Here is an 11,957-nt window from a genome sequence, read left to right as displayed (position 1 = left end):
AAAGCGTTCGCGCCTATAGGCGAAGCGGCGACAAACGAAAAGCGTTCGCGCCTATGCCCTCACATCCGGTGAAAGGCCCAGGGCTGCCTCGATCGCTGCCTGCGCCTGGACCGCCAGGAGCTTGCGATCGTCGGATGCGGCGAGCGGCGGCAGGAACTTGATGATGCAGCGAAGCGGGCCGGGGCGGGCGAGGACCTTCTTCGCGTTGGGGCCGAGATCCTCGTCGCCGGTCCAGGCGATGTCGGTAGCCGCGCTACCATAATCGATCGCAACCGGCTGAACGGTGATGCCGGGCGGTGGCGGCGCGACCGAGGCGAACAGCGCGGGGCGGAAGGGAAACAATGTTGCGCCGTCGCCCGTCGTCCCTTCGGGAAAAAGCGTGATCGGGACGTGGCCGAGCAGGGCCTGTCCGAGCTGATCGACCTGCCCGCGCGCAGCCCGACGGCTCTCGCGCTGGATGAAGATGGTCCCGCCGATGCGGGCGAGCATCCCGACGAGCGGCCAGCCTTCAACATCATCCTTGGATATGAAGAAAGTGGATGTCGCGCCGCCTATCGCCAATATGTCGAGCCAACTGACGTGATTGGCGACATAGAGCACGTCCCGGGTCGACGGCACGCCTTCGATCCTGACGTCGAGGCCGAGCGCCTCGCCGAACCATTGCAGAAAGAAGCGTGGCCACCCGATCGACCGCCGCAGCGGCCAGGTGAGTGCGTAGCCTGCCAGGCAGAACAGCAGCACGCAGATAGCCAGGGTGAGGCGCGCTATGCTCCGATATCGCGCCACAGAATCTATTTCGAGCGGCTGGCCAGGACGCCGTAGAGTTCGAGCCGGTGATCGACGAGGCGGAAGCCCAGTCTCTCGGCGATCCGGCGCTGCAACTCTTCGAGCTCGCGATCGACGAACTCGATCACTTCGCCGGTTTCGACATTGATCAGATGATCGTGATGCGTATCTGGCGCCGCTTCGTAGCGGGCACGGCCATCGCCGAAATCATGGCGTTCCAGGATGCCGGCTTCTTCGAACAGTCGCACCGTCCGATAAACCGTTGCGATCGAGATGCCGGGGTCTATCGCCGCCGCGCGGTGATGGAGCAACTCGACGTCGGGATGGTCTTCGGCATCGGACAGCACGCGCGCTATGACTCGGCGCTGCTCCGTTATGCGGAGGCCTTTTTCGGCGCAGAGTTGTTCGATGTCGATCTTGCCGGACATAACCACCTCGTTAGCCGTATCGCATCCGCGAGCACAAGATCGGACGTGCCCTTGAAAACACAAGGGGCAGAAATATTGGGGGCGAATTTCTCCGCCCCCATATTCGGATCAGCGGGTGCGGCGCTTGGTGCCGAGGCCGATCTTCTTGGCGAGCGAGCGGCGCTGCTCTGCATAGTTCGGCGCGACCATCGGGTAATCGGCGGGAAGATTCCACTTTGTCCGATATTGCTCCGGGGTCATCTGATAATGGGTCATCAGGTGACGCTTGAGCATCTTCAGCTTCTTGCCATCCTCAAGGCACACGATGTAGTCGGGCTTGATCGAGGCGCGGACCGATACCGCGGGCTCCTGCTTTACCTCTGGCTCGACCAACTCGTCACCGAGCGACGACAAAGCATTGTGTACATTCTGGATCAGCAACGGCAGGTCCGAAACGGCGACACTATTGTTGCTGACATGCGCCGACACGATGTCCGCGGTCAAAGCAATCAGAGTCTCGGTGAGGTCGGAATTGTCCGTCATGTTATTGGCCTTTATGGATTGATTTAAATAGATTAAGTCGAAGAACTGTCGGCGTGGCCGCGATCGGCGGGCTCTGCGCCAATCCGGATGGAAATGCAACGATCATTTTCCAATAACAGAAGGATCAATGCGGTCAAAGTCTACAAGACAGTGTCAAAGCGTCGTGAAGCGCGCCATCGACTCCTTTATAATAGCTGGGCCTTCGGCCTACGAGATCGAAGCCAGCCTTGTTATACAGTGTGATGGCAGGATTATTATGCCGCACTTCGAGATGAAGCCGGATTCCATTACGGTACCGGGCCAATTGGCGCGAGCGTTCGATCAGCGCCATTCCCACACCCTGGCGGCGACTATGCGGGGAAACCGCCAGCAGCAACAGCTCGGCCTCGTCGGCGATGATCCGGTTCAGCGCGAAACCCGCTGCTCTGTCTCCGACACGCGCAAGCGACAGCCAGACGCCTGGGAGAGCCATCATCGACACGGTCTGCGGCTCGTTCCAGGCCTCGCCATAGTCCCGATCGAACGCCTCGTTCATGACCTCCATGACGACGTCGAGCTGGTCGATCCCGACTTCCTCTATGCTCAGCTCGGTCATGCGGCAGGTTTCGCATCCGCGGCGCGGCCGTAGATCGGCGTCGGCGCCAGCCCTGTCAGGACGTCGGGCAGCAACAGGGCATCGGCTGCGCAGGGCAGGCGATCGTGCGCGGTACCGGTCCCGCGCGCGGCTACGAGCTGCGCCGCGCCGGATCCAAAGACATGCGCCTCGGAGCAACAGGCGGCAGCAGCCTGGGGCGTTAGCGACTCGAGCGGGGACAGGGCTATCGTCGGATGAAGGCGATAGCGCTGCACGAACAACTCGCCATGGCCGCCGATCAGCGCCACGCCGATCGCGGTCTCGCCGCACTCGGCCGCCGCCGCTATGATCGCCATCGAGGAATAGCCATGGACGCCGATGCGCCAGCCGAGCGCAAGCGCGCGGCCGGCGGCCAGCCCTACCCTGACACCGGTGAAGCTGCCCGGCCCGCAATCGACGAGGATCGCGTCGGCGCGGCCGCCGCCCGGCAGCGCCGCGATCATTGGCATCAGCCGTTCGGCATGGCCGCGGCCAACCACGTCATGCTGCTGGGCGATGACGGCCCCGTCTTCCATCAGCGCGACCGAACAGGCCGCGGTGGCGGTGTCGATCACAAGTGTCCGGGGCATCCGTCCGCGCGATCTTACAGGATTCAGGCGGCGCGGACTTCGGTGACCTCGGGCACATAATGCTTGAGCAGGGTTTCGATCCCCTGCTTCAGCGTAGCGCTCGACGAGGGGCAGCCCGAGCAGGCGCCCTGCATCGCAAGATAGACGGTGCCGCGCTGGAAGCCGCGGTAGATGATGTCGCCGCCGTCCCTCGCGACGGCCGGGCGCACCCGCGTCTCGATCAGATCCTTGATCTGCGCGACGATGTCCGCATCGGCGGGATCATCCGCGATGTCGCTGTCGTCGATCGCGATTTCGGCGGCACTGCCGGCGCGGAACAGCGGCGCTTCGGACGAGAAGTGATCGAGCAGGACGCCGAGCACCTGCGGCTTGAGGTCGCGCCAATCGGTGCCTTCGGCGGCCGTGACCGATACGAAGTCCTGGCCGAAGAAAACGCCGGTGACGTCGCCGAGCGAGAACAGCGCCTCCGCCAGTGGCGAGCTCGCGGCCTCCTCCGGATCGGCAAAGTCGCGCGTCCCGGCCGTCATGACTGTACGGCCGGGGAGAAATTTCTGCGTCGCCGGATTTGGCGTGAGTTCGGTTTCTATCAGCATGAACGCCATGTGGGGGGAGATGGCAGGCGGATCAAGCCATTCCTTCTTTACCTTGGCAGTGTAGAGCTTGATTAAAGGCGGGCTAGTCAGGCGATCGGGGGCCGATGTTTCTCTGGAAGAACGCGATCGTTCTGATCGGGCTGCTGGGCGTTGCCACGCTGCCCGCGACGATGCTTAGCCGCGCCGGGTGGGAGAAGCGCTATATCGCGCGGCTGATGATCTGCGGCGCGCTGGTCGTCTGCCTGGCGGTCAGCTTCGTACCGATGCTCGCCACCCAGATCGGTTTCGGGCTGCTGCTGATCTGCTGTTTCGACAAGCGCGTGCCGATGGCGGCGACCTATCTGTTCTTCCTGCTGTGGACACCGGCAGCCGGTTCGCTGCTGGCGGTCGCCGGCGCCTATATCGCCCCGATCACGCCCTTCATGTCCTTCGCGGGCGCATTGCTCGTCGGATACCTGCTCCATCCCGAACATCATCTGCGCCGCCGTTTCATGATGAGCGACGCCGCCATGCTCGCCTTCCTGCTGATCTATTGCACCTGCGTCTCGCTCCGGAACACGCCCACCGGCATCGCCCGCAACGTCGCGACCTACGTGCTGCCCTATCTGCTGAGCTATCATCTGCTGTCGCGGATCCGCATCGAGCGGCCCGAACTTGTATTGCGGTTGCTCCTGTTCGCTGCAGCCGCGGCAGGGCTGCTATGCCTGTTCGAATCGGCCCGCCACTGGCCGCTTTATGCCGGCACCTGGGCCATCAAGCGAGATCTGTGGACGATCGACGCGCCGCGCGTCTGGCTCGAGCGCGGCGGCGTACCACGGGCCTATGGGCCGTTCGCACATCCGCTCACCGGCGGCGCGATGCTGGGGCTCTCGGCGATCGGGGCCGGGGCGCTGCTGGTGATGCGGGGTCGCTCGCTTCCGCTGCTGGCGCTCGGCGGGCTGGTCCTGCTGGGGCTGGCGGCGACGCTGTCGCGCTCGGGGCTGGTCGCGCTCGGCATCGGCATCATGACCTTCCAGATATTGCGGGGCCGTTATTGGTTGGCCGGGCTGGTGGCGATGGCGGGCCTGCTGATCGTCGTCGGCGCGCCAGTGCTGGGCGGCGAGGATGCCCAACTGTCGGCGAGCTATCGGCTCGAGATTCTTACCGGCATACCGCGTGCGTTGGGCAGCGGTGTCTGGTTCGGCTATCGCGAGGCGGTCGAGATGGGCCTGCTCGACGCGTTCATCCAGGGGCAGGGGATCGTCGATCTGGTCAACGCCTATCTTGCCATTATCGTCCAGGGCGGCGTCGTGTCGCTGATTCCCTATCTGCTGTTCCTGCTGACCACCTACCCCCATTATCGTGCCATCCGCCGGTCGAAGCCGGATTCCGAAACGCTGCTGCTCGCCCAGGCGCTGATCGCGATCCAGACCGCGACCATCGTTGCGCTCGCGCTGCTCGGCGCCTGGGTGGCGCCTATGCAGCTCAGCTTCCTGGTAACGGCGATGCTGATCGCGCTGCGGTTCGACACGCGCCGGCCCCGTTTCGGCGAAGCCGCGCGCCCGGTGCTTTCGATCGAGCGCGGCGTCGCTGATCTCCCGGCCGTGGCCGCCGACCGCTTGCCGGTGCTGCGATGACCGGCGTGGCGGCCCTGCCCGGCCAGGCCAAGGCGTTCATGCTGCGGCTCGCCCGCAGCGAGGCGGGCGCGATGCTGCTCGCCTTTTCCGCCGCCACCCTGCTGCTGAGGCTGGGCAGCAACGTCGTGCTGACGCGGCTGCTCAATCCGCATGCGTTCGGCGTGGTCGGGGTGATCACCTCGGTGATGGTGGTGCTGACGATGCTGTCGGATCTCGGCTTTCTCGAGTTTGTCGTCCGCCACAAAAAGGGCAACGACCGGCGCTTGCTCGACGTGATCTGGACGATCCGGCTGGGGCAGGCCGCGCTCCAGTCGCTGGCGATGATGGCCAGCGCCTGGCCGGTCGCGCTGTTCCTGGGGAAGCCCGAACTGGTTCTGCCGATCGCCGCGACCGCGCCGCTGTTCCTCGTCAACGCGCTATGCCCGATGGCATTGCTGGTCGCGCAGCGCGAGGGCAGGGTACGCACCACCTGCACGATCGAACTTGGTACATTGGCCGCCCAGATCGCCGCCAATCTCGCGCTGAGCCTGGTGCTTCCCGATTATCGCGCGCTTCTCATCGGCCTGTATGTCAGCTCGATCGTCCGCCCGATCCTGACGATCGCGATGATCGGCGGCGGGTCGCGACCGCGCTGGGATGTCGGGCTGGCGCGCGAGTTCTTCGGCTTCTCACGCTGGATCATGGCATCGACGCTGCTCACCCTGTTGCTGACTCAGTCGGACAAGATCCTGTTCGCCCGCCTGTTCAGCGTGGCCGACTTCGGCGTCTACATGCTGCCGGCCAATCTGGCGCTGGCGCTCCAGCCCTTTGGTCGGAATTACGTCGAGCGCTATTTTTATCCGCTGGTCGCGCGCACCTGGCAGGAGGCGCCGGAAAAGCTGGCGGGCCTGTTCTATGCGGTGCGCACGCGGCTCTATCTGCTGCTGTTCGCGGGCTTCGGCTTCGGTATCGGCTTCGCACCCACGCTGTTCCGCATCCTGTTCGATCATCGCTATGAATATGGCTGGATCTATTTCTCGGTGCTGTTGCTGCGCGCGGCGCTGGAGATCGACAGCCTCGCCAATATCCGCACGATCCTGGCGATGGGACGCAGCAGCCCGATGCTGCGCGCCAATCTGGTGCGGCTGCTGCTGTTCGGTCTGTGGACAGCGGCGCTGTTCCAGACGCTCGGCCCGATCGCCCTGCCGCTGGCGCTGACCGTCGCGGAGCTTGGCGCGCTGCTCTACACGATCGCGCTGTTGCGGAAGGCGGACCTGTTCCGTCCCGCCACCCACGGCCTGTTCTACGCCGTGCTGGCCGCCGCCGCCGCCTTGGGCGCGGGGGTCAGCCTTGTCTTCGCGCCGGAAGTGATCCGCGCCGGCCTGGCGCTGATCGGCTAATTCCGCTTCGTGCGGATCCAGCGGCGTTCGGGCCGGATCAGGGCGCCGAGATAGATCGGCATCTTCCAGAGAATATAGAAGGGGATCAGCAGCAGCCTGCCGCCCGAGATCTGCGCACGTCCGAAGCGCGCCCAACTCACTCCTAGCAACAGCATCGCAGCAATCAGCACGCTCGCCAGCAGGATGAAGGGCAATGCCGTCGACCCGGCCCTCGCCAGCGCGAAGAGCAGCACCAGCGTAGCGCCGTCGACAGCGACCAGCAGCGCGAGCGGTGGCACCAGCAAGTGCAGGCCCAGCCAGATGAGCGGCCATTGGCGTTCGGCCAGCAGCGGCAGCGCCGCCTGGCGGGCGGTGTGCAGAAAGCCATGCTCCCAACGGGTGCGTTGCGCTACGGTGGCAGGCCGCGGTGCCGGCTCCGACCATGTCGCCGTATCGGGTAGAAAGAGCGGCGGCCGGCCAGCCCGGGCCAGTGCGATGCCGAGCGACAGGTCCTCCACCATGTCGGCGGTCGCGAGCGGCGCGCTGGCGAAGACGTCCCAGCGGAAAGCCATGCCAGACCCGGTGAGCAGCGCCGGCGCCCCCAGCTGCGCCAGGCCGCGCTGTCGGACAAGGTTGCGCACCAGGAAGGCGAAGCCGGACAGGCAGACGAGGGTGCCGAGATCGGGCCGAGGCCGCATCATATAGGCGGACTGTACCGGGCAACCGCTCGCCTGGGCTGCCGCCGCCAGCCGGGCCATACCCCCACCCGACATGCTGCAGTCTGCATCGACCACGATCGCGACATCGGGCGGGTCGGCAGCGAGCCGGTCGCGTGCAAAGGCGAGTGCGAAGCCCTTGCCGCGCCGCTCGGGCTCGTCGCGCTCGATCACATCGTCCGCACCGGCGGAGCGCGCCAGCGCGGCGGTGGCATCGCTGCAATTGTCGGCCACCACGATCAGCCGGGTACCTCCCGGCGCGGCGTTGCGGAGCGTCGCGATCGTCACTCCGATACCGGCGGCCTCGTCATGCGCCGGAACGATGATGGCGATACGCGGCCGGATCGTGACTTCCGCACGACGCAAGGGCCATTGCGCGGCGATCAACTCGACGGTCAGTACCAGCGTCGCGATGGCCGGCGGGAGCAGCAGTGCCCAGGCGACGATCTCGATCATGGCGCCTCCCGCTCGATCGATCGTGGCCGAGGCTTGAGTCCGCGGTCGACGTGGAAGCGGATGAGCCCGATCATTTCGGCATATTTGCCGATAGCGAGGAACAGCGCCAGCAGGAACGCGCGCTTGGCGCCGTAGCGCGACCGATCGCGCATCGTGGCTCGGGCAGCCTGCGCACCGATGAGCAGAGCCGCCGCGGCGCTAAGCGCCATCCAGCGCGGATCGAACATCATGCCTGCGACCAGCCCCGTCAGCGCCAGGCACGGCACCGCTCCGCCCCAGAACAGGATGCGCCGGCGGCTCCGGGCGAAATCATGCGCGCCGCGGCCGGGGTGAAGGTGGACCAGTTCCGCGAAGGCATGGCCGCCCCGGACGGCCCGCCGCCACCATTGGCCGAAGCGGGTGATCCCGGCGTCATGCTCGGCCATCGGCTGGGCGAGGGACAAGATCCGCCAGCCGGCGGCGCGCAACCGGATGGCGAGCTCCGGTTCCTCGCCGGCAATCATCCCGCTCCGATATCCGCCGCCGTCGCGAACCGCCTCCGCGCGCAGCATGACGAGCCCTCCGAACATGTCCGCGGGTCCGGGCGGCACAGTCCATTCAATATCGCAGAGCCAACTGTAGATAGACGCTTCCGGATCGATCTCGCGCAGGCGGCCGAACACCGCGCCCAGTGTCGGATCAGCATCGAGCGTCGCCGCGCCGGTGGCGATCCAGCCGGGATCGACCACGCAGTCGCCATCGACCATCTGGATATAGCGGATCGCCGGATCGGCGGTCGCGCGCATCAACCCGGCATTGCGGCCCCGCGCTGCGGAAAAGCCGCCTGCGGCATCGAGTTCGATCAGCTCGACGCCCGCCGTTCGTGCAAGGTCTGCGCTGCCGTCGCTCGATCCGGAATCGACATAGACGGTGCGAACCCCCTTCAGCGACCGCAGGCAGGACTCGAGCCGCGCACTTTCGTTGCGGCCGATCACCACCGCTGCGATATCGCTTCGGCTCATTGTTTACGCTTTGCCCTATTGATCGGTTCGGCCCACAGGTCTGTAATCGAGTGGAAAGGGGCGGCTGGCAAGAGATGGCTTGGGGGATGGCACGCATCTGGGCGGCGGCGCTGTTGGTGCCGCTTGTGCTCGCCGGCTGTGGCCAGTCGCAGGAAAAGGCTGCGAAGGCTGCCGCGCGCTTCGACGCCTATTATGCTGCGCACAATTATTTCGCCGCGCGGGTCGAAATCACCAGGGCGATCGCCGCGCAGGAGGACGTCCCCGAATATTGGTCGAAGCTCGCGCGCGTGCAGACCGCGCTCGGGCGATATCTCGACGCCTACAGCGCCTATAGCCACGTCGTGGAGCTCGACCCGAAGAATGACGACGCGGTTCAGGCACTGGCCGAGCTGTCCTATTCCGGCGGATCGTTGGACGATGCGGAGAAATTTGCGGACCAGTGGCTCGCTCTCCAGCCCCGCTCGCTGCGCATGCTGCTCGTCAAGGGCTCGATCGCGGCGGCGCGCCATGACCTGGCCGAGGCGCGTGCGATCGTCGACCGGATGCTGGCTATCGACCCCACAAACGAAGGCGCCACCATATTGCTCGCGCGGGTGCTGAACGCCGGCGGCGACCATGAGTCCGCGGTCGGCACGATTGAAGCTTCGATAGCCAAGGACGGCGAGACGGTGCCCAAGCTGATGGTGCTGCTCGATCTCTATGCCGGCCAGGATGACTTCCGCCACTCCGCCCGCACCTATGCCCGGCTGTTCACGCTGCGCCCGGCGGATGTCGACCTCCGGCTCGAATATGTGAAGCTTCTCTACGAACAGGGCCTCCCCGATCGCGCGCTCGCCATGCTCGCCCGTCTGACGCGCTCCCATCCGGGCGATGCCGCGCTCCAGCAGCGCATCGTCGATATCTGGACCGACGTGGGCAGCGCTGCGGTCGATGTCGACCGCGTCCGCCGCTTCGTCTCGGCGGATGGCGACGAGCAGATGAAGGTCGCGCTCGGGCATCTGCTGCTCGACCAGAACCGCTATGCCGACGCCGAGGTAACGCTGCGGCCGTTCGTCGATCAGGATGCGATCACTGCCGCCAATGTCGAGCCGGACGTGCTCTATGCCGGTGCACTGGCCGGACTGGGCCGTGGAGCACAGGCGACGGCACTGGTCGACCGCATCCTCGACTTCGACGAAGGCAATCCGCGTGCGCTGCTGATGCGCGTGCGCGTGCTGGTCGCGCGGGGCGATCTGCCCGAGGCATTGCGTTATGCGCAGCTGCTGGTTCGCGATAATCCCGGGATCGCCGAAGGACGGGTTGCGCTCGCCCGGATCTACGTCCGCCGCAAGGAGCCGGTCCTGGCCGACAATGCCTTTGCGCAGGCGATGAACGCGTTGCCCGACGACAGCGCTATGCTGGCCGCCTATGTGCGCTATCTGGTCGAAACTGGACGAGCCTCGAACGCGCGCGATGTCGCGAAACGCTTTACCGACGATAATCCACGCTCGCGGGACGGCTGGAGCGAGCGCGCGCGGCTGTGCATCGCCCTGCGCGATGCCGCGTGCGTAGAACAGACATTCGCCGCGCTCGACCGCATATCCGGTGGAGCGAAGACCCGGCATGGGCTTGCGGCTGCCTGGGCCGCGCAGCAACGGCAGGCCCGGGTACCGGGTAATCCGCAGCCGATTGTGACAGGACGGTGAGGTCATGCTGAACGTCATCGAAGGACAGGGCGCGGTCGCGGAGCCGCAGTCGCGCAAATATCGCTTCACCTCCAACGTGATCGCCACGATCATCCTGGCCGTCGACCTGATCTGCCTGACGCTGGGCGCGCTGATGGCGCCACTCGCCTACGAGCTGATCCGCGGACCGCAATATTTCGTCGGCCAGCATGTCAACGTCGCGGTCATCGTCGCGGTGAATTTCTTCCTCATAAGGCTGTCGCGGGACAGCTATGCCCATCCGATGGGCCGCGGCGGCGACAGCGACCAGGCCGTGGCGTTCGAGTTCCTGCTGGCGGCCCTGCTGGTGTTCGCGACGATCTGGCAACTCGGGCAGGCCAGGCTGTTTTCGACGGGGCTCGCGCTCTGCTATCTGGGCGGGACGGCCGTGCTGTTGTTCGTCAGCCGCTTCGTCGTGCGCAAGCTCGTCTTCTATCTGGTCCAGGCGGGCCATATCGGGCAGCGTATCGTGATATATGGTGCCGACGAAGCGAGCTCGGACCGCGTCCTGCGCCTGCTGGAGATCGAGCGGTTGCCCTATGTCGCCGTGGTAGGGGTCGCCGATGACCGGTCCAAGCGGATCGAGCGCAAGACCCCGTGGAGCGTGCCCTTCCTCGGCGGGTTGGAAGCGCTGGTGGCGCGAATCGCCAAGGGCGACGTCGACATGGTGATCATCGCGCTGCCTATGATCGGTCAGGAGCGGCTCGACCAGATTACCGAGGCGCTGCAGAAAGTGTCGGTCGATATCTGCCTGATGCCGCGCGAGGCGCTCGATCTGTCGCAGCAATATAGCATGCGCTTCATCGGCTCGCTGCCGCTGTTCGCGTTGTGGCAGCGGCCGATGCGCGATTTCAACCGCATCCTGAAAGCGATCGAGGATCGGGTTATCGCGCTGCTCGGCCTGGTCCTGCTGTCGCCGGTCCTGCTGCTGACGGCATTGCTCATCAAGCTCACCAGCCCTGGTCCGGTGCTGTTCCGCCAGCAGCGCTTCGGTTTCAACAACGTCAAGATCAGCGTGCTCAAATTCCGCTCGATGTATGTCGATCGCCAGGATGTCAGCGGCACCGAGCGCACCACCCGCCAAGATCCGAGGGTCACTCCGTTCGGGCGGATCATCCGCCGCCTGTCGATCGACGAGCTGCCCCAGCTATTCAACGTGCTGACCGGTGAGATGTCGATCGTCGGCCCCCGCCCGCACGCGACGACGATGATGGTCGGCGACGACTATTATTTCGAAGCGGTGCGCGGTTATGCGGCGCGCCACCGGGTCAAGCCGGGCATCACCGGCCTGGCACAGGTCCGTGGCCTGCGCGGCGAGATCAATACCATCGAGCGCGCCAAGCGGCGCGTCGAATATGACATGTTCTACATCGAGAACTGGTCGCTATTGCTCGACCTGCGGATCATCCTCGAGACGATCTGGCGGCTGATCTGGGAAAATGCGTATTGATCAGGCGCCTCATACGCCGGGCGGCCAGCATCCGCTGACCGTGGCTTCGCGCCAATAAGGCGCGGCGGCCGTTCGGCCGCCCGAGCTTATTGCGAGGAAGCCAAGCAGCACGGACGTGCCGCGCG

Annotated in this window: 12 protein-coding genes; 4 read left to right on the top strand and 8 right to left on the bottom strand. The window is 65.6% G+C overall.

Features of this window, described 5'->3' with window-relative positions; translation table 11 throughout:
• Positions 1 to 51: 51 nt before the first annotated feature.
• From AC1DPF_RS06300 to AC1DPF_RS06275, 6 genes are all read right to left on the bottom strand, one after another.
• Positions 52 to 786 (bottom strand): lysophospholipid acyltransferase family protein, encoded by a 735-nt coding sequence (locus tag AC1DPF_RS06300; RefSeq protein WP_477960267.1) that lies wholly within the window; start codon positions 784 to 786, stop codon positions 52 to 54.
• Positions 787 to 791: 5 nt separating this feature from the next.
• Complete coding sequence (locus tag AC1DPF_RS06295; protein ID WP_477868554.1) at positions 792 to 1,214, bottom strand: Fur family transcriptional regulator; 423 nt, start codon at positions 1,212 to 1,214, stop codon at positions 792 to 794.
• A gap of 108 nt (positions 1,215 to 1,322) precedes the next feature.
• Positions 1,323 to 1,736, bottom strand: coding sequence for a Ros/MucR family transcriptional regulator (locus AC1DPF_RS06290; protein ID WP_477868556.1), 414 nt, complete (start codon positions 1,734 to 1,736; stop codon positions 1,323 to 1,325).
• A 133-nt stretch (positions 1,737 to 1,869) separates the two neighbouring features.
• Complete coding sequence (locus tag AC1DPF_RS06285; protein ID WP_477868558.1) at positions 1,870 to 2,331, bottom strand: GNAT family N-acetyltransferase; 462 nt, start codon at positions 2,329 to 2,331, stop codon at positions 1,870 to 1,872.
• A complete protein-coding gene (tsaB, locus tag AC1DPF_RS06280; protein ID WP_477868560.1) occupies positions 2,328 to 2,939 on the bottom strand; it encodes a tRNA (adenosine(37)-N6)-threonylcarbamoyltransferase complex dimerization subunit type 1 TsaB in 612 nt (203 codons plus the stop codon). The genes AC1DPF_RS06285 and tsaB overlap by 4 nt, the downstream gene beginning before the upstream one ends.
• A gap of 23 nt (positions 2,940 to 2,962) precedes the next feature.
• Positions 2,963 to 3,532, bottom strand: a complete 570-nt coding sequence (locus tag AC1DPF_RS06275) for a NifU family protein (protein WP_477868562.1) — start codon at positions 3,530 to 3,532, stop codon at positions 2,963 to 2,965.
• A gap of 104 nt (positions 3,533 to 3,636) precedes the next feature.
• Between AC1DPF_RS06275 and AC1DPF_RS06270 the strand changes: the two genes are divergently transcribed.
• Together AC1DPF_RS06270 and AC1DPF_RS06265 are read left to right on the top strand one after the other, a co-directional pair.
• Positions 3,637 to 5,148 carry a hypothetical protein gene (locus tag AC1DPF_RS06270; RefSeq protein ID WP_477868564.1) on the top strand — a complete coding sequence of 504 codons (1,512 nt, stop codon included), beginning with the start codon at positions 3,637 to 3,639 and terminating at the stop codon, positions 5,146 to 5,148.
• Positions 5,145 to 6,527: an oligosaccharide flippase family protein gene (locus tag AC1DPF_RS06265; RefSeq protein ID WP_477960264.1), complete on the top strand. Its 1,383-nt coding sequence runs from the start codon at positions 5,145 to 5,147 to the stop codon at positions 6,525 to 6,527. Before AC1DPF_RS06270 ends, AC1DPF_RS06265 begins: the two co-directional genes overlap by 4 nt.
• On the opposite strand, the gene AC1DPF_RS06260 is transcribed toward AC1DPF_RS06265, so the two are convergent.
• Positions 6,524 to 7,678 (bottom strand): glycosyltransferase family 2 protein, encoded by a 1,155-nt coding sequence (locus AC1DPF_RS06260; RefSeq protein WP_477960263.1) that lies wholly within the window; start codon positions 7,676 to 7,678, stop codon positions 6,524 to 6,526. The two genes, AC1DPF_RS06265 and AC1DPF_RS06260, sit on opposite strands and share 4 nt — an antisense overlap.
• A complete protein-coding gene (locus tag AC1DPF_RS06255) occupies positions 7,675 to 8,679 on the bottom strand; it encodes a glycosyltransferase family 2 protein (RefSeq protein WP_477960261.1) in 1,005 nt (334 codons plus the stop codon). Before AC1DPF_RS06255 ends, AC1DPF_RS06260 begins: the two co-directional genes overlap by 4 nt.
• Before the next feature lie 86 nt (positions 8,680 to 8,765).
• Here AC1DPF_RS06255 and AC1DPF_RS06250 point away from each other — a divergent pair, with 86 nt between their 5' ends.
• The gene (locus AC1DPF_RS06250; protein ID WP_477960259.1) at positions 8,766 to 10,364 is read left to right on the top strand and encodes a tetratricopeptide repeat protein; all 1,599 of its coding nucleotides are present in this window, start codon (positions 8,766 to 8,768) and stop codon (positions 10,362 to 10,364) included.
• 4 nt (positions 10,365 to 10,368) lie between these two features.
• On the top strand, positions 10,369 to 11,832 hold the full coding sequence (locus tag AC1DPF_RS06245; protein ID WP_477868574.1) for an undecaprenyl-phosphate glucose phosphotransferase: 1,464 nt from the start codon (positions 10,369 to 10,371) through the stop codon (positions 11,830 to 11,832).
• Positions 11,833 to 11,957 lie beyond the last annotated feature (125 nt).

The organism is Rhizorhabdus sp. P4_G6 (genome assembly GCF_056401045.1).
The sequence above is the reverse complement of the archived record's forward strand: the minus strand, read 5'-3'. Positions and strand labels throughout refer to the sequence as shown.

Coding starts and splice junctions, on each gene's coding strand:
- AC1DPF_RS06295 (WP_477868554.1), bottom strand. CDS start 1,214: ATGTCCGGCAAGATCGACATCGAACAACTCTGCGCCGAAAAAGGCCTC.
- AC1DPF_RS06290 (WP_477868556.1), bottom strand. CDS start 1,736: ATGACGGACAATTCCGACCTCACCGAGACTCTGATTGCTTTGACCGCG.
- AC1DPF_RS06285 (WP_477868558.1), bottom strand. CDS start 2,331: ATGACCGAGCTGAGCATAGAGGAAGTCGGGATCGACCAGCTCGACGTC.
- tsaB (WP_477868560.1), bottom strand. CDS start 2,939: ATGCCCCGGACACTTGTGATCGACACCGCCACCGCGGCCTGTTCGGTC.
- AC1DPF_RS06275 (WP_477868562.1), bottom strand. CDS start 3,532: ATGCTGATAGAAACCGAACTCACGCCAAATCCGGCGACGCAGAAATTT.
- AC1DPF_RS06270 (WP_477868564.1), top strand. CDS start 3,637: ATGTTTCTCTGGAAGAACGCGATCGTTCTGATCGGGCTGCTGGGCGTT.
- AC1DPF_RS06265 (WP_477960264.1), top strand. CDS start 5,145: ATGACCGGCGTGGCGGCCCTGCCCGGCCAGGCCAAGGCGTTCATGCTG.
- AC1DPF_RS06260 (WP_477960263.1), bottom strand. CDS start 7,678: ATGATCGAGATCGTCGCCTGGGCACTGCTGCTCCCGCCGGCCATCGCG.
- AC1DPF_RS06255 (WP_477960261.1), bottom strand. CDS start 8,679: ATGAGCCGAAGCGATATCGCAGCGGTGGTGATCGGCCGCAACGAAAGT.
- AC1DPF_RS06250 (WP_477960259.1), top strand. CDS start 8,766: ATGGCACGCATCTGGGCGGCGGCGCTGTTGGTGCCGCTTGTGCTCGCC.
- AC1DPF_RS06245 (WP_477868574.1), top strand. CDS start 10,369: ATGCTGAACGTCATCGAAGGACAGGGCGCGGTCGCGGAGCCGCAGTCG.